Origin of the sequence: Photobacterium jeanii, from assembly GCF_001650345.1 — a bacterium.
Lineage (GTDB): Bacteria > Pseudomonadota > Gammaproteobacteria > Enterobacterales > Vibrionaceae > Photobacterium > Photobacterium jeanii.
Genome location: NZ_LVHF01000033.1, coordinates 759,219 through 776,014 on the forward strand (window position 1 = coordinate 759,219; position 16,796 = coordinate 776,014).

A 16,796-nucleotide genomic window follows, 5' to 3' on the forward strand; every position below is an offset into this window, starting at 1 on the left:
AAAATCTGGCCGCGCCTCATTGTTGCTATTCAGTCTTGTGATAACTGATGCGGCGCGGCGATTCGTTATTTATCGCGTTGAATGTATGCGACTTTGGAAATCTCTTTACCACTGTCATCGTCAGTAGCAGTGAATCTTACAGTTTGAGAACGAATTTGAGGTAGCGAAACAAACACGCGTCCATATTCGTCGGTTTTTGCACTCCCTAAGCCGTGAATGTTGGTGGTAACTGTCGCTCCTTCGACGCCTTTACCATTCTCTTTTACTGTAATCCATGCGCCATCATTCGATGAAATCACATTCATACGGTAATCTGCAGCTGCGGTAAAAGACATAGCTAACCCTGCTATAAGTAAACTCGCTCGGATCATTTTCATAGTTACCTCTGCTTCTCGTAGTTAACGGAATCATTTTAATTGTGGCAGCAAAATGCGCATTTGGCATAGCATAATCATTCATTTTTAGAATGTTTAAGCTTCATTTAGTTTGTTTTTACTGCTTGATGTGCCGAAAGATTTTGTGATTACTGAGTGATAGTGTTGCGATATCAGTGTGAAGTCACTCGCGAAAGCGAGACAAAGTGCGGCGATGTGATAAGGATATGTTTGCGGCAAGTTAGAACAGCGACTATTGCACATTTTATTCCAGCATAAGCAAAATAATCGCATTTATATGCGCTTTTGGGGAGGAGTTTGCTGCTTCCCAAATAACACTCAACCAGAGCGCGTGCTATGGCTGAGTTTTTTTGTTCTGCCTAATGTAACCGTTGGGTTCTCGCTTGAAACGAGCGGGGGGGCAGTATCTAATTTTTATTTAGTCTTTTGGCGGACACTTACATTTGCAAGGCACATTGATGTCGCTACCGTTGATACGGGTTACTTGCTCGTTACGGTTAAACAGTAATACGCCATAGTTGTTTTCTGGTTGAGGAAACTCGAACTCAAGGTATTCGTTTACTTGCCCGCCAGCGATATCAATACCGCTTGCATCAGTGACTTTAACATCAAAGTCGCTTGCATTACCTTCCGATAAAATTTCACACAAGATGGTTTGGTCGCAAGTACCTGCACAACTAAAGTCGATTTTTGCAGCAGAAGCTGTGCCTGAAAGCAAAGCCATGATCAGCAGTGAAGAAGCCGTTTTACGCATTTGTGATGCCTTTTGTCCTATTTAATCGTTTGCTGAGTTAAAAATACCAGCACGTTTTCCTTGTAAAGAATGTAAATAGTTATGATTTACAATCGAGGTGGTCTGGTTTTACGTTATACCAAATGTTATAAAATAACAAGGTTTGACGTAATGCTAATTATTTTCATTTACGACAGAGTTTGAAACACAACGCATGAAAACATTTGGGGAAACATGTTCACGATTAAAAAGTCTACTATTTTGGTAGCTGCGGCACTCAGCTCTATGGCTGTTCACGCTCATCAAGATGCAGTACAAGAAGAAAATATGACTGTGATGGGTACGCAGCATGGATACCAAGCTGATAATGTCTCAGCAATGAAAATGGAGATGAGTCAGTTAGATACTCCTGGGGTCATTGCTGTTTACGATGAGACGTTGATTGAAGAGCAGGGTGCCGCTACTTTAGGTGATGTATTAAAGAATGACGCAAGTATTTCTGCTGGTAACACGCGCCGAAATCGTGAACGTTTCTATATGCGTGGTTTTGAATTAAATCCAGATCAAAGTTACCTACGTGATGGCCAATTCCACTTAGCTAACTATGCTTTACCAATCGAACTTTACGAGCGTGTTGAAGTGTTAAAAGGCCCATCATCGTTGCTTTACGGTAAATCGACGCCAGCTGGCATGATTAACCTAGTTACGAAAAAAGCACAGGGTGATTTTCACCTTAACGTAAGCCAAGAGTTAGGTGCTCACAACCATACTAAAACAACATTGGATGTAGGTGGGGCATTAAACAGTGATGAAACGCTTCGTGCACGTTTAATTGGTTCAACGGCTAAGAAAGAAAGCTACCGCCGCCACAAAGATGGTTCTGCTGTTGAAAGTGAGCGTATGGTAGGTGCGTTGATCGTTGAGGCAGATCTTGGTGATCGTGGTACGGTTCGCCTGAACTATGACCGCACTAAAGATGACGGCCACATTGATATGGGTTCGGCATTTTTCCAAAATGGCGACCTTATTGGCACCAAAGAATTTGTATGGGACATGCCTTGGGCGAAGCGTCACAGCACAGTTGAAAACTATGGTGTGAATCTTGATTTTGAATTGTCACAAAACTGGATGCTAACCACGGGTTATAACCGCCAAAATGTTGATCGCCGCACTATTGAGAGTAACTGGGGCAAGGTCTTCAACGAAAGCTCGAAAAAGCCGAATTACGATCCTAAAACTCAAACTTGGAAAGTAATGGCGCGTGACACGTTCGAGGTTTTTAAAGTCGATACCGCTTACCTCGATTTTAAAGGTGAGTTCGAATTAGCTAGCATGCAGCACAAGTTGCTGGTTGGCACTAGCTACGTCGATTACAAGAAAACGGATCAGCAGGATAAGAAAGGTACTCTTGGTAAGTTAAGCATTAACGATAACAAGATTATTGCTAAGCCGACCGATCTTGATTACCGCAAAGGTAAAGTTAATGAGTTTGAGCGCCAAACTCTGGGCCTTTACGTACAAGACTATGTTGAGATTAACCAACAGTGGCACGCACTAGCGGGTGTTCGCTTTGATCAAGAAAAGAACAAAGATGAAACTCATAACAATGTGCTGCCGAAATTTGCGGTGATTTACCACCCATCAGATGAATCCTCAGTGTATGCAACTTATTCACAGAGCTTTGAGCCTAAAGATCCAGTTGCTGCGAAATACAAAAACGCAGGCGAGAAACTGGATGCTGAACGAGGTGAACTGTACGAGTTAGGCGCCAAGAAAGAGTTCTTCGATGGTTTGATGTTGGTATCGGGTGCGTTATTTAATATTGAGAAGAACAACCTTGTTTACGATGATCGTGATACAAACACCATGCACCAAGATGGTAAGGTTCGTCACCGTGGTATTGAATTAGCAGCTGACGGTCAAGTGACCGATAGTCTATCGCTATCATCAAGCTTGATGTGGCTTGATGCCCGCTACCTTGATCACCCCCGCCTTGAAGGCAAGCGTGCGAAAGATGCACCTAAGTTCGTGCTGGGCGCTTGGGCGAACTACCAAATTGATGACAAGAACAACTTCCACTTAGGCGCACGTTATGAAGGTCAGAAATACGGTGATCCGTATGAGAAATTCAATAAGCCAGCTTACACCCTAGTTGATTTAGGTTACACCCACCGTGTAGCACTCAATGATAGCTTAGATGGTTTAGTACGCGTTAACGTTAACAACCTGTTCAACGAACAGTACTTGCGAGGTGGTTGTAACCACAATGCAATGTACGGTGACGAGCGTACAGTAAAAGCGACTTTCCAGATCAACCTATAGATCTGGCTAAGCTACTGACTAACAGTCGTCTAATTAAAAGGTCTGCTTTGGCAGACCTTTTTGCGTTGTGGCGGTTAATAGCAATTTGCACTAAACCTTGGTAAAAGTAGGTTCGTGTTAATCAATAATCCCTAGGTAATGAAGTAATGGAAGAGATTTATTTTGCTGGTGGCTGCTTGTGGGGCGTGCAAGAGTTTATGAAGCACTTACCTGGTGTGGTATTAACCGAAGCAGGGCGTGCAAATGGCACTACCGACACCACCCAAAGCGAGTACGATGGTTACGCCGAATGTGTTCGCACTCAGTTTGATCCTCAGCAAGTGACGATCAGCGAGTTGATGAGTTTCTTCTTTGAGATTATCGACCCTTATAGTGTGAATAAGCAGGGGGAAGATGTTGGTGAAAAATACCGAACAGGGGTTTATAGCAGTAACGCATTACACCTTGAACAGGCTCGAGCCTTTATTACTGCGAGAGAGGATAGCGATAAAATCGCGGTCGAAGTGCTGCCGTTAACAAATTATGTTAAGAGTGATGATGAACATCAAGACAGATTAACGCGCTTTCCTAATGATTATTGTCATATTCCATTTGAATTACTTAGTAAGTATAAGAACAAATAACAGTGCATATATAAGTGTCAGACGCAGAGTTATTGTTAGTTAAATAGTGGAATAATTGACGTGTTAATTCATGCCTCATCATAAAATAAAAAAAGTGCACCATTCTTCATAACTAATGATGAGAAGTGGTACACCAGCAAAGATAGAAAAAATATAAAGGCAATAAAAACAGGCTTTCAAATTGAAAGCCTGTTTACGTTAATAAGTAATCCAGCTTATCGCAATGGAGGGACGATAAGCTGATTATTATCTTATTTAACTTGTGGAAGTGTACCTTCGCCGTTAGATACTACAGCGTCGATTTGAACTAGAGCGTCCATTTCGATTTGAGAAACACCTACTACTGTGCGAGCTGGAAGGTCGCCTTGGAAGAAGCTTGTGTAAACTTCGTTGATTGCTTCGATATCAGCAACATCTTTAAGGTGGATGTTGATTTTAACGATGTCGTCCATTACGTGGTCAACGCTTTCAACGATAGCTTTGATGTTCTTCAGACATTGTTCTGCTTGCTCTTTAGCACCGCCAGCAACGATTGCATTGCTTGCTACATCAATAGGAAGTTGAGCTGCGATGTGGTTGTAGTGAGAGAAAGCGACAGTTTGTGTGTGTAGTGGGTTACGTGGTGCTGCATCAGTGTTGTTTGCACGAATAACGATGTTGTGGCGATCTTCAACTTCTTGTGGTGGTGTACCGTCACCGTGAGATACAGAAGCATCAATTTGAACAAGTGCGCCCATTGGTAGAGCATCAGCAGCGATGATTGAACGTGCTGGAACGTAAGCAACAGTACGTGCGATTGCTGAATCAGGGAAGAATGTTGAGTACACTTCGTTCACTGCGTCAACGTTAGCAAGATCGCTTAGGTATAGGTTGATTTTAACGATGTCATCGAAAGGAACGTCGATGCTTTCTAGAATCGCTTTCATGTTTTTCAGACACTGAGCTGTTTGCTCTTTCACGCCACCTTCAACGATAGCACCAGTCTTAGGATCTACTGGAAGCTGTGCAGAGATGTTGTTGTAGTGAGAGAAAGCAACAGTGTGTGATGCTAGTGCATCTTTAGGTGCGTTTTCAGTGTTGCGAGTTAGTTTAACTAGTGGGCAAGGTTCTTGAGGAGCTGTACCTTCGCCGTTAGAAATTAGTGCGTCCATTTGAACACGTGCATCGCTCATTGGTAGCGCAGCAACTTGAACAACAGTACGAGTTGGAATTAGGTTTTGGAAGAATGAAGCGTAAACTTCGTCAACCGCTTCCATGTCTGCAATATCTTTAAGGAACACGTTGATTTTTACAACGTCGTCCATAACGTGGTCGATGCTTTCAACAATGGCTTTAATGTTAGTTAAACATTGTTTTGCTTGTTCTTTCACGTCACCTACAACGATTTCACCTGTTTTTGGGTCTACAGGTAATTGTGCAGAGAAGTTGTTGTAGTGAGAGAAAGCAACTGTTTGAGAAGATAGTTCACTTTTAGGTGCATTTTCAGTATTGCGTGAAACTTTAATGATACCGCCAGCCATGTCGATATTTTCCTTATATGTAGTACAGAGGTGGTTATACCTATCAGTAAAAGCGAACTTACTTTTATCGATTGGTGTTAATTATCTTGATTAGTTTTATTTGAATGATTTATCAAAGTGGCGTCATAGTAAGTGAAAATATTTGGGGTGAATGTGACACGCTTCAAAACATTTTTTCGCTAGAGCGTTCTAAAAATAGGATAAATAGTCACTTTACGCTTAATTATCCACATTATTATTAATAATAGGGCACTAACAACATTTTAATTCTGCGATTGATTCGTCAAATGTGAATAAAATCTCAGAGGTAATTGGCGTGATTTTTTGAAATTCATTTTAAAATTGATACGCAACTCACATTAATTTTGTTAGAACGAATTATCGAACTGAATTTATTTAACCTTTATGCTGATTAAAATGCATAAATTTCCGAGAATGGATTATCGAATACCAAAAATTAGCAATTTAATATCTTTGTAAATAATGTTTTTACTTAAATTGGTTGATTTGTTTTCTGTTTGTTAACAATTAATGGCAATAAAATGCCACCTATTAAGGATAGGTTGCATAATTTCATCCCGTATAAGCTACGTGTTGCTTATTGTTTGAGGGGAGCGACTCTAGCTGAATTAATAGCTTGGATCCACTGGGGAATAGAAAAGGAAAGAGTGCTTTGGGATGCTTTATGTTCGCAAGATTTCAGGGCTACGTGAACCTGAAAGTGAAGTTGGTGTGTGACGAATAACCAAGCTGGGTTCCAATAAGACTTGTTGGTTGGCTATGTTTTGGCCTGCAATTGTCTCGATCATCATCTCAAAGCCAAGCAAAGCAATTTGTCTCATCGGTTGTTTGATACTAGAAAACCCCAGTGACTGCGCGATAAAGGTGTCATCAAACCCAATAATTTCGATCTTACCTTGAAGAGGAGGTTGGGAATTATAGTGCTCAATGACGTTATTGTGCAGGTTTAAGGCGTTATGAAGGTGGCTTGCAGCAATATCATCGGAGCAAAAGATGCCTTCTATAGGAGATTGGGGGGTAGAGATATGCTGTTGAATAAACTGGGAGAGTGACTCAGAGGTATAAGGTGCAAGCACCAGACTCTTTTCTAGAATGATATTTTGTTTTGTTAGCGCTTTCTTAAAGCCGAGCAAGCGATCTGAATGCTTATCACTGCTACCTATGAATCCCATACGGCGGAAACCTTGATTAAGAAAGTGTTGTGCCGCTAATTCGCCACCATGTTGATGATGAGTACCGACACTCAACATTTGTTCTGATGTTGCCGTTAGTAAAACAACTGGAAATGGGAGCTGTTTTACTGTTTTTAAGTGTTCTTCTCTTAAGGACCGAGGAATAAGAAATACGCCATCTACTCTGTGGTTGACACATTCGGTAAGAAAGGTTTTCTCCAGTTGTAAATTATTGCGACTGTTGAATAACAGAATGCTTCGACCATGTTTATAGGCTTCTTCTTCTAACACATCAACTAACTGAGTAAAGAAGGGGTTAGTCATGTTGCGGACAATAACAGCAAAAAGCTTAGTGGGTTTCTTACGTTTGGCGGGAGGCTTTTGGTAATTGAGTTGTTCTATAGCTTGCTCTACAGCGTGCTTGGCCTGTGGTGATATGCGTTCGCTACCATTAATAACGCGAGACACTGTCGCGATGGAAACGCCAGCTTTTCTTGCAACGTCACGTATTGTCACTGTGCTTTACTACTTCTTCAGATGTTCATTGATAAGTATATTAACGATAACTATGTAACAAGACTTGATGTTACATCACAAATCACAGCAGAATTGTTCTTAGTCGTCATATTTAATTCGTTTACTTCCGCACCAAGCTTTATCTGTGATGGTTAATCGTTATGATTTTCCTAACTCATGGTGATTAGGTGTGAATTAAGTGCAAGAGTTAAAATATAAAACAATTGATTTGGCAACGAAGGAAGATAAACAAGCGTTTAATAAGATTAGAGATAACGCTAAATATCGTCCTTTGTTTCATATAACACCACCGCATGGTCTATTAAACGATCCAAATGGTTTTTGCTTTTATAACAATGAATATCATTTATTTTATCAGTGGTATCCGTTTAATACATTTCATGGCATGAAACATTGGATGCATCTAACATCTGTGGATTTGATACATTGGAATGAACATGGCGCTAAAATAACGCCAGTAGAAAGTTATGAGTCACACGGTGCTTATTCAGGTGCAGCATTTGTTGAAAAAAATAAAGCTTACTTGTTTTACACTGGTAACGTAAAGCAAGGTTTAAAGCGGGATGCTAACCAATGTATTGCGCTATTAGATGAAGATAATAAAGTTAATAAGTTTGCTGGTAATCCTGTAATTCATTCTGTACCACATGGATACACAGGGCATGTGCGAGATCCCAAGATATTAAAAAGGGATAATGGCTACTTTATGCTTTTAGGTGCTCAGCGTGAGCATGATATGAAAGGTACACTATTAGTTTACCAATCTAAAGATTTATTCAATTGGGAAGTGCTTGGTGAATTAGAAATTCAAGTGTCTGGTGAATTTCCTGATGCTTATATGTATGAATGCCCCGATCTACTAAACGTTGATGGTAATGATGTACTTATCTTCTCGCCACAAGGCATTGAACCTCAAGGTCATCGCTTTCATAACAAATTCAATGTGGTGTACTGTATTGGTCAGCTAAATATCGAAACGCTGAGTTTTACTGTTAACCACTGGGATGAACTTGATCGTGGATTTGATTTTTATGCACCTCAAACCTTGGCCAATGCTCACGATACGGTCAGCAATAGCGAAACGTTAATTGCTTGGGCTGGAACGGATGATGAGTTGCCAAGTGCAGAATACGGTTGGATAAACTGTTTAACGTTACCACGTACATTAGCGGTTAAAGAGAAACGTCTATATCAATATCCAACCAATTTGCTGGTTGAAAATAAACACTGTGTTAAAAGTAAAATGAATATATCAGATACCAGTGTTTTAAATTCAACGCTAGATGTTAATCCATTGTCTTTTATAGTTGAAGTAAATGGTGACTTATTTAGAAATGAAATTGAATTTAGCCTTGTTTCAGAGTCAGGGCGAAAATTGCAGTTAAATATAAGTGGGAATAGTATTAAGCTGAGTAGAGAAAATTATGACCATCATATGATTGACTGGCCATATGGTAATAAAAGAGTTTGTGAAACAGACTATGATATTAACGATATTACTTTTGTTTGCGATCAAAGTATTATCGAAATATTTATAAATAAAGGCAGGGATGTGTTTACTTGTTTGTTCTTCCCAGAAGAAGAAAAACATAGATTAATGCTTGTCAATAAAAAAGAAATTGAATTAGACATCAAGTTAACTTACCTTACAAAATAATAAAATGGTGAACACAATGAACTATGACGTTACTGTTGACCAGATACTGGATAGTATCGGTGGTTTAGATAATATTCGTAATGCTGAGCATTGCGCAACACGCTTACGTATTATTTTAAAAGATAATGACAAAGCTAATGCTGAAAAAGCGAAAGAAATTAATGAGATAAGTGGCTACTTTTATCAGTCTGGTCAGCACCAGTTTATTATTGGTTCGGGTAAGGTGTCTCATGTTTACGATACCTTAAAGCGTGCGCTGGGTGGTGAGTTTGAATCGCAGGATTTTAAACAAGATACTTTTGCTAATTTAACGGCGAGTCAGAAAGTGGTTCGAACCTTAGCGGATATTCTCATTCCGCTGATCCCTGCATTGGTTACAACAGGTTTATTGATGGGTTTACGTGGCATGATGCTGCACTCAGGTATTGAGTTTTCGCCTGAATTACTAGCCTTGTTTAGCATGCTAACAGACACTGCTTTTGCATTCTTACCTGTTCTTATTGCCTATTCTGCCGCGAAAAAATTTGGTGGTAATGCCATTATTGCGATAGTGGTGGGGTTAATGATGGTGGCGCCCCAATTACCAAATGCATGGGTTGTAGCGAATGGTGGTGCTGAGCCTATGGTTGTTAACTTACTTGGCATTAGTTTTCCGTTAGTGGGTTACCAAGGTACAGTTTTACCCGCTATTTTTGCTGGATGGTTTGTTTCTTATTTAGAACGAAATCTACGCCGTTTTATTCCATCGAGTATGGATCTGATCTTCACGCCATTTTTAACGATCACCATCGCTGTATTTGTTATTCTGTTTGGATTTGGTCCACTGTTACAGAACATTGAGCATGGATGCACGTCATTAGTGCGCATGGCACTCGATTTGCCGATGGGAATTGGTTATATCCTCTATGGGGCTGTTCAACAAATGATTGTGATAACGGGTCTTCATCATGCGTTAGGGGTGATTGAAATCGGTTTGTTGAATGAAACAGGGTTGAATCCCCTTCAACCGCTAGGGACAGCTTCGATGGCTGGTCAGTTTGGTGCGGCTATCGCGGTAGCAACATTACTTAAGGATAAACTGAAAAAAAGCAATGCGTACAGCGCTTCGATATCAACGCTATTTGGCATTACAGAACCGTTGTTGTTTGGTGTGAACTTGCAGTACGGAAAAGTGTTTGCGTTCGGTATGGTAGGTGGCGCTGTTGGCGGTTTGATGACTTATTTGTTGAGCATTAGTGCTACTGGTATGGGGATCACTTTCATCCCTGGTATCTTGCTTTATTCACACTCTTTATCAGCCGTGTTTGGCTACCTTACTGTGATTGCTAGTGCATTTGTGACTGCATTTTGTTTAACCCGCGCTTATAACCCAATAAAGAAAGCGTAATTATAACGATAAGTGGTGTGTTCGAATCTAGGTAGAGAACAAATTATTTAAGCCTGCCTCAAGTGAGGTGGGCTTTAGCTAAAGGATTTGAAAATGAACAAAGTATGGTTAACCGGTGATGCGGTAGTCGATCTTATTCCTGACGGTGATACTCGTTACTTAAAATGCCCTGGTGGAGCACCTGCAAATGTAGCTGTTGGTATTGCTCGATTAGCTGGTGAATGTGGTTTTTTCGGGCGAGTCGGCGCGGATCCGTTGGGGCGTTTCATGAGAAAAGTATTGAGTGATGAAAATGTAGATACATCCCATTTAATACTTGATGACCAGCAACGTACCTCTACAGTTTTGGTTGATCTTGATGCGCAAGGTGAACGTTCGTTTACTTTTATGGTAAAGCCAAGTGCCGACCAGTTTATGGAAATTGGCGATATTCCTCGTTTTCAACAAGGGCAATGGTTGCACTTTTGCTCAATTGCATTAGCAAATGAGCCAAGCCGAAGTTCAGTGTTTGATGCGATGGCTTCGATAAAAGCGTCTGGTGGGTTTGTGAGTTTTGATCCGAATCTTCGTGATGAAGTTTGGCAGCAACCTTCAGATATGCGTGCTGTAGTAATGAAAGCTGTGATGGCGGCAGATGTTGTGAAGTTCTCTGAAGAAGAGTTGTTGTTTTTAACCGAAACAACTGATCTACAGCGTGGTTTAGCTGCACTTGAAAGCTATCACATTCCACTGGTGTTGGTGACCTTGGGTGCGGAAGGAGCTTTGGTGAAATTTAACGGCAATCAATATCAAGTCGCTTCGCAAGCTGTTACTCCTGTCGATACCACTGGCGCGGGTGATGCGTTTGTGTGTGGTGTGCTAGCAAAATTGGCCCAGCATAATGTATGGCTAAATGAAGTGATTATTTTGGAAGCTGTGAAGTGGGGTAACTACTGTGGTGCTCTTGCAACGACACAAAAAGGAGCAATGACAGCGCTACCCACAAGCACTCAGCTACAACATAGTTTACGAAATTAGCACGATGGTATTATTCCCGCATGAATTAATATGACGAAGTATTAAAGCCTCTTAAGAGGCTTTAATTTTATCAACGCCTTATAGATTAAACAGTTTGATAGCCGTACCAATCACGCAAGCTATCTATCAAGTGCTGTTTGATTTTGGGGTAAGAATAATTAAGTCGATAAAATAGCATTAATGGTAAGTGTTGGCTGAACTCCTCCCAGTTCATATCTAGTTGACACAAGCTCTTGTTCTTTAAGGCTTGTCGAGCAATATGTTCAGGGCTGTAAGCTATGCCTAGATTGGCTTTTGCAAAATCTATTGCGAGTTGGAAGTCTGAGGTGATGATAGATGAAATCGGATTAAAACTTTCATCCTTTTTCTTCTTGCTCAAAAATTGCGGATGAATAATGGTTTCAGGTAATAACTGTTGGCTTTCGATTTGAGTCTGGCTGTTTAGAGGATGTTGAGGATGCGCTAGCATCATGATTTGCTCTTCACCTACAATCATACCGCCAATATCAGGATAGAGATCCTCAGATGCTAGCCCAAGAACAAAATCCACTGTTCCTGCCATTAAGCTGTCTTGAAGTGTATCTTGTAAGCTTGGAAGCAGCTCTATCTCAGTTTGTGGTGCATGCTCACGCAAGTTCTTAATCAAGTCTGTAATACATTCATTTGCAACCAAATGGTTAAAGCTAAATGTGAGTTTATTAGGAGCTTGCTTGTTTTCTTGTGCAAACGCAAAATCCTCAAATCGTCCTAATGTTGCTAAGACGGTTCTAGCTTTAACTAGTAGATATTCACCTTGTTCGTTTAATGTCAGCACTAAGCCACTGCTTTCCCGGTCAAACACTTGGTAACCAAGAAGATCTTCTAATTCACTAAGCCAGCGACTGACGGTGGACTTGGCTTTGCCTAGTTTTAATCCGGCTTTGCGTAGGTTGCCTGTTTCCGCGATAGCGACAAAACAGCTCAATAGGCGAGTTTCAAGTATAGGGAGTGTGTGGTTCATCAGTAAGGCTCTAATATCATCGGCGGCGTCGTTCCATATTTGGAACAATTCGTGTTTCTAGTAATTCAAATTTAGCCGTAAATTTACCTCAAGCCAACAAGGTGAGCGTATTTAAAATAAGTGAGAGGTAAATATGATGAAGAAATCACACCTAGCCGTAGCTTTAACAAGTTTATTGGTTGTGTCAGGAACCAGCTATGCCGGGAATGAGAAAAGTCAAACCGGTTTAAATGGTGTGGAAATTGAGCTAACGGGGAGTTTTTATCATCCTAATGAAAATCAAGTTTTGCAAGAAACAGCGCCAGTTATTGAATTTGATGGGTTAACTTCAAAAGGTGGTAAACAGATCGTTGAAGGCTATAAGCAAATCTTTGGCAAGGATGTGATGGGTGAAACCATTAAAGCAAAACTAGCGGAGCTGGATGAGATTTATACTTCAGAAGAACTTGTAAGCATTTTAGCTACTTCGAACACCTTACAGGAGAGTTTCCCAGAGCTCATTGCCTTTTATACGGGGATGGGAGAGGCATCAGGCTATCCTTTTAGAGATGTATATTTAGCTGCTTGGGCGTCGGATGGCTTATTTGCTAAATCAGTGCAAAGCCTTGCTGCTATGGGGTTAAGTGAATTAAAGCAACAGTCTGACAAAATGCGAGGCTGTACCGTGATTGGTTGGAACAATGGTGTTATTGGTCAGAATCAGGATATGCCAATTTCGTTTGGTGGCTATGGCACCATTTGGAAGAGTGACAGAGTGATAGTGCATGCTGCTGAACCATTATTTAATGCCATGGCAATGGGAAGAGATTTAGCTACTGTTGCGAATACCGTTGATTTGTTCCACAAAGGGGCTGTTGAGCGAGGTGCTCCAGTGAGCGGATTATCGATGGCAATGGTAGCAAAATATGATGATGTTAATGATGCGAAAAAGACCCTTGATAAGATTGAAGTAAACGCAGCTTATTCCACTAGCTTTTCTGATAAAAAAGGCCAAGTTTTGGCTGTAGAAAACCAGCTAGGTAATAACATTGTGATTGATGGCAGTGTGAAAGGGTATGTGACGCATACTAACCACCCACTAGGTCAGGAGCAAGCTTTGGTAGATCATTATGCTAATGGGCAAGAGCAGTTGTTTGACTACGCAATGAAAACCACCTTATGGCGAAATGTAGCGGCGGAAAGTCATGCTAAATTTAGCCCAACGCGCGATGTTGATGCGTTGAAAGAAGCTTTCAAGCAAAAGCCTATATTAAAGGCGCCCTATCAAGGTAATGGTTTTGTGACAACAAACTCAGTAATTCATGATTTGAATGAAGGGTGTAGTTACGGTACCACGTGGTTACCGAGCGTTCAGGAATACACTAAGGTGTGTTTTGATAACTAATTAAAACAAATATAAACCCAATATGATGCATCGAATTTTTGCTCATCATGTTGGGTTTTGTTTTAAAAAGAGGAATACCAAAAGATAAATACTGCCTGTTTTTCCGATTTAGTACTGTGAAAAAGAGAATCTCAGTTACTTAGAGGAAAACGAGGAAGTAATCAGCAAGAAATTAAGCTCTTTTTCTTCCTCTTATGTTTGAGGATACTGATCGCATCAGTTAAGAACCAGCTGGAGGAGATCAATTTGACTATCTTTGAAGGCGGGACAAAATCTTCGTAACAGCGCGATAGTGTAGAGGTTGATATGTTGCAATTTCCAAATGATTTTTTGTGGGGTGGGGCGATTGCTGCCAACCAAGTTGAAGGTGCTTTCGATCTTGATGGTAAGGGATTATCTACGTCCGACATGTTGCCTAACGGTATCTTGAGCCCGCATCAGACAAGAATAGACCGAACTGACGGGATCAAAGATGTCGCAATCGATTTTTATCATCGCTACCCTGAAGACATTGCGCTGTTTAAAGAAATGGGCTTTAACTGTTTACGCTTATCCATTGCTTGGACGCGCATTTTCCCAAATGGTGATGAGTTAGAGCCAAATGAAGCGGGCTTGGCTTACTATGATCGCATCTTTGATGAACTAGCCAAACATGATATCCAGCCATTTGTTACCTTGTCACATTATGAAATGCCTTATGCTTTGGTTGAAAACTATGGCGGTTGGGCAGATCGTCAGTTAATTGAGTTCTTCGAGCGTTACGTCAGCACTGTGTTTAATCGTTATAAAGATAAAGTGAAACTGTGGCTGACCTTCAACGAAATCAATATGTCACTGCATGCGCCTTTCACTGGCGTAGGGCTTCCCGAAAATGCCAATGAACAAGCCATTTACCAAGCGATTCACCATCAACTGATTGCCAATGCAAAAGCGGTCACGCTATGTAAGCGTCTCATTCCAGACGCTAAGATTGGGAATATGTTACTTGGGGCGATAAATTACCCTTATACCTGTAATCCGGATGACGTGATTGCAGCTATGCAGGAAAATAATAAATGGCTGTTCTTTGGTGATGTCCAAACCAGAGGTAAATACCCTGGCTATATGCTGCGCTATTTTCGTGAGAATAATATCGACATCGTGATGGAAGACGGCGATTTAGCAACCCTCGCGAGTGCTTCGGTCGATTTCATTTCATTTAGTTACTACGCGAGCGGTTGTGCAAGTGCCGACCCTAAGCAGAAGGAAGTCGGCAATATAGTTGATAGCGTTCCAAACCCATATCTGGAGAAAAGCCAGTGGGGATGGCTAATCGATCCGAAAGGTTTGCGCATTTTGCTTAATTTCCTTTATGACCGTTATCAGAAACCTCTATTCGTGGTCGAAAATGGATTAGGGGCACGCGATGAGATCAGTGAGGATGGAGAAATTCATGATGACTATCGCATCCAATATTTGAACGATCATTTAGTGCAAGCGCGAGAAGCAATAGCTGACGGTGTTGAGCTAATGGGCTTCACAAGTTGGGGGCCAATCGATTTGGTTGCTAACTCAACTGCCGAGATGAGCAAGCGTTACGGTTACATTTATGTCGATCGCGCTAATGACGGTACTGGCACATTGATCCGCAAGCGTAAAAAGAGTTTCTATTGGTATCAAGATGTGATTAAGACTCAAGGCGACTCATTGATACAATAATGTCGGTAATTGCTTTGGTCAGCAGAGTAGCAATCCTCGGCTTTGCTCGGGGATTTTACTTATGCCTCGTCAGTCTTTGAATTTTAGTTGCGTGGTAATTTAGCTGTATGATTGTAATAGTTTAAAGAAAAGTTTTGCTCAGTTAGATATTCACTTGGTGTTGATTGAGTATAAAATTTAAAATCTTTAATGAAATGTGACTGGTCATAATAACCATGTTCGAATGCAACGGGTAAATATTGACTGGATTGAGCCTTAAGTAGTTTTTTCAATGTTGATTGAAAGCGTGCTGTGCGCTCAAAATACTTGGCGTCTACACCGGTGAATAATTTAAATTTACGTTGAAATGTTCTTTCACTGCAATTTAATTGCTGTTTGACTTCGGTAATACTGTCACTCTGGTTATGGTAGTAGATTTTATCTATGGCCCATTGCAGAGTGGTGTCTTCACTTGTGACTTTCATCAGTTTGTGTAGCAACCATTGTTCTAATAATGCGATTTTTTTACTATCGTTTTTAGTATCAAAAAGCTGTTCGAGCAAACAGGCAGGTAACAGCTCTTTCGCAGAAATAATTTGGTCGGCTATCTCAGTCAGAGGAAGGCCAAATAATGTAAAAAAACCAGCGGATCGAAAACGAACCGAGAGTATTTTGGTTTTTCCCGTTGGCAGAAATTGAATCAGTGATTTTCGAGGACAAACAACAATACAATCATTAGTACCAAGGTGAGAGTATTGGTGTGTGTTTATTTTTAATGGGTCGCCAAAGTTGAATAGCATCTCAACCCCAGTACCTGGCAGCATATTAGGAATAAAAGTAATATTATGTTGTTCCCAAAGCCAGAATTGAGCGATATGTGGGTTCAATTGAAGGCTTGGCTGAATATGTTGTGTGTACATAATTATTATATTTCCTACCACCCCTAATGCTCAGAGAGTGGCTATAGGGGTGATTGTTATCGTTATATTTTTTAGGGCGTTAGAATAACGTATCACCGCTAGCAAAGTCTAAACATGGATGATTATCAAAACGAACAGCACCCACATGCAGTCGTCCATTTGCAGCTTTGACCACCTTGGCAACACCTTGATGGCCAAAACCGCCACAAAGCTCTGCCGCTTTAATTCCTTCCTCTACTAATGCGTCTATCAATTCACAGGCTTGTTGGTAATTTGATACAGCAATTGTTTTCACATGTACTTCATCAGTTCGTACCCATGAGTAGTCTGTCGATGGATTTGCATTTGGTGCGACGAAAATAAATGCGGCTTTAAAAATAGTAGACATAGTATTGCTTCCTGTTAAATGTTGAAGCTGATATTACAAGTTA

Annotated in this window: 14 protein-coding genes; 7 read left to right on the forward strand and 7 right to left on the reverse strand. The window is 40.8% G+C overall.

Annotated features, from left to right (window positions below; translation table 11 throughout):
- Positions 1-65 precede the first annotated feature (65 nt).
- Positions 66-377, reverse strand: coding sequence for a hypothetical protein (locus A3K86_RS20785; RefSeq protein ID WP_068336083.1), 312 nt, complete (start codon positions 375-377; stop codon positions 66-68).
- Positions 378-813: 436 nt separating this feature from the next.
- Positions 814-1,149: a hypothetical protein gene (locus tag A3K86_RS20790; protein WP_068336086.1), complete on the reverse strand. Its 336-nt coding sequence runs from the start codon at positions 1,147-1,149 to the stop codon at positions 814-816.
- A gap of 213 nt (positions 1,150-1,362) precedes the next feature.
- Between A3K86_RS20790 and A3K86_RS20795 the strand changes: the two genes are divergently transcribed.
- Together A3K86_RS20795 and A3K86_RS20800 are read left to right on the forward strand one after the other, a co-directional pair.
- Entirely contained in the window at positions 1,363-3,450 is a 2,088-nt protein-coding gene (locus A3K86_RS20795; RefSeq protein ID WP_068336089.1) for a TonB-dependent siderophore receptor, read from the forward strand.
- 146 nt (positions 3,451-3,596) lie between these two features.
- Positions 3,597-4,073, forward strand: coding sequence for a peptide-methionine (S)-S-oxide reductase (locus tag A3K86_RS20800; protein ID WP_068336091.1), 477 nt, complete (start codon positions 3,597-3,599; stop codon positions 4,071-4,073).
- A 251-nt stretch (positions 4,074-4,324) separates the two neighbouring features.
- Here A3K86_RS20800 and A3K86_RS20805 read toward each other — a convergent pair whose 3' ends face one another.
- Entirely contained in the window at positions 4,325-5,593 is a 1,269-nt protein-coding gene (locus tag A3K86_RS20805) for a RidA family protein (protein ID WP_068336094.1), read from the reverse strand.
- A 683-nt stretch (positions 5,594-6,276) separates the two neighbouring features.
- On the reverse strand, positions 6,277-7,302 hold the full coding sequence (locus A3K86_RS20810) for a LacI family DNA-binding transcriptional regulator (protein WP_068336097.1): 1,026 nt from the start codon (positions 7,300-7,302) through the stop codon (positions 6,277-6,279).
- Positions 7,303-7,501: 199 nt separating this feature from the next.
- On the opposite strand from A3K86_RS20810, the gene A3K86_RS20815 reads away from it, so the two are divergent.
- The 3 genes from A3K86_RS20815 (at position 7,502) to A3K86_RS20825 (ending at position 11,384) form a co-directional block, all read left to right on the forward strand.
- The gene (locus tag A3K86_RS20815; RefSeq protein ID WP_068336099.1) at positions 7,502-8,980 is read left to right on the forward strand and encodes a glycoside hydrolase family 32 protein; all 1,479 of its coding nucleotides are present in this window, start codon (positions 7,502-7,504) and stop codon (positions 8,978-8,980) included.
- Between the two features lie 16 nt (positions 8,981-8,996).
- Positions 8,997-10,367, forward strand: a complete 1,371-nt coding sequence (locus A3K86_RS20820; RefSeq protein ID WP_068336102.1) for a PTS transporter subunit EIIC — start codon at positions 8,997-8,999, stop codon at positions 10,365-10,367.
- A 93-nt stretch (positions 10,368-10,460) separates the two neighbouring features.
- A complete protein-coding gene (locus A3K86_RS20825) occupies positions 10,461-11,384 on the forward strand; it encodes an aminoimidazole riboside kinase (RefSeq protein WP_068336105.1) in 924 nt (307 codons plus the stop codon).
- A gap of 85 nt (positions 11,385-11,469) precedes the next feature.
- Here the strand turns inward: A3K86_RS20825 and A3K86_RS20830 are convergent, their stop codons facing one another.
- Positions 11,470-12,384, reverse strand: a complete 915-nt coding sequence (locus tag A3K86_RS20830) for a LysR family transcriptional regulator (protein ID WP_068336108.1) — start codon at positions 12,382-12,384, stop codon at positions 11,470-11,472.
- Between the two features lie 133 nt (positions 12,385-12,517).
- Between A3K86_RS20830 and A3K86_RS20835 the strand changes: the two genes are divergently transcribed.
- Positions 12,518-13,768, forward strand: a complete 1,251-nt coding sequence (locus A3K86_RS20835) for a C45 family peptidase (protein ID WP_068336111.1) — start codon at positions 12,518-12,520, stop codon at positions 13,766-13,768.
- Between the two features lie 306 nt (positions 13,769-14,074).
- Entirely contained in the window at positions 14,075-15,466 is a 1,392-nt protein-coding gene (locus A3K86_RS20840) for a glycoside hydrolase family 1 protein (RefSeq protein WP_068336114.1), read from the forward strand.
- A gap of 83 nt (positions 15,467-15,549) precedes the next feature.
- Here the strand turns inward: A3K86_RS20840 and A3K86_RS20845 are convergent, their stop codons facing one another.
- Together A3K86_RS20845 and A3K86_RS20850 are read right to left on the reverse strand one after the other, a co-directional pair.
- Positions 15,550-16,365, reverse strand: a complete 816-nt coding sequence (locus A3K86_RS20845) for a helix-turn-helix domain-containing protein (RefSeq protein ID WP_068336118.1) — start codon at positions 16,363-16,365, stop codon at positions 15,550-15,552.
- Between the two features lie 79 nt (positions 16,366-16,444).
- The gene (locus A3K86_RS20850; protein ID WP_068336121.1) at positions 16,445-16,753 is read right to left on the reverse strand and encodes a DUF6506 family protein; all 309 of its coding nucleotides are present in this window, start codon (positions 16,751-16,753) and stop codon (positions 16,445-16,447) included.
- Between the last annotated feature and the right edge of the window lie 43 nt (positions 16,754-16,796).

Coding starts and splice junctions, on each gene's coding strand:
- A3K86_RS20820 (WP_068336102.1), top strand. CDS start 8,997: ATGAACTATGACGTTACTGTTGACCAGATACTGGATAGTATCGGTGGT.
- A3K86_RS20830 (WP_068336108.1), bottom strand. CDS start 12,384: ATGAACCACACACTCCCTATACTTGAAACTCGCCTATTGAGCTGTTTT.
- A3K86_RS20835 (WP_068336111.1), top strand. CDS start 12,518: ATGATGAAGAAATCACACCTAGCCGTAGCTTTAACAAGTTTATTGGTT.
- A3K86_RS20795 (WP_068336089.1), top strand. CDS start 1,363: ATGTTCACGATTAAAAAGTCTACTATTTTGGTAGCTGCGGCACTCAGC.
- A3K86_RS20840 (WP_068336114.1), top strand. CDS start 14,075: ATGTTGCAATTTCCAAATGATTTTTTGTGGGGTGGGGCGATTGCTGCC.
- A3K86_RS20800 (WP_068336091.1), top strand. CDS start 3,597: ATGGAAGAGATTTATTTTGCTGGTGGCTGCTTGTGGGGCGTGCAAGAG.
- A3K86_RS20785 (WP_068336083.1), bottom strand. CDS start 377: ATGAAAATGATCCGAGCGAGTTTACTTATAGCAGGGTTAGCTATGTCT.
- A3K86_RS20790 (WP_068336086.1), bottom strand. CDS start 1,149: ATGCGTAAAACGGCTTCTTCACTGCTGATCATGGCTTTGCTTTCAGGC.
- A3K86_RS20805 (WP_068336094.1), bottom strand. CDS start 5,593: ATGGCTGGCGGTATCATTAAAGTTTCACGCAATACTGAAAATGCACCT.
- A3K86_RS20850 (WP_068336121.1), bottom strand. CDS start 16,753: ATGTCTACTATTTTTAAAGCCGCATTTATTTTCGTCGCACCAAATGCA.
- A3K86_RS20825 (WP_068336105.1), top strand. CDS start 10,461: ATGAACAAAGTATGGTTAACCGGTGATGCGGTAGTCGATCTTATTCCT.
- A3K86_RS20845 (WP_068336118.1), bottom strand. CDS start 16,365: ATGTACACACAACATATTCAGCCAAGCCTTCAATTGAACCCACATATC.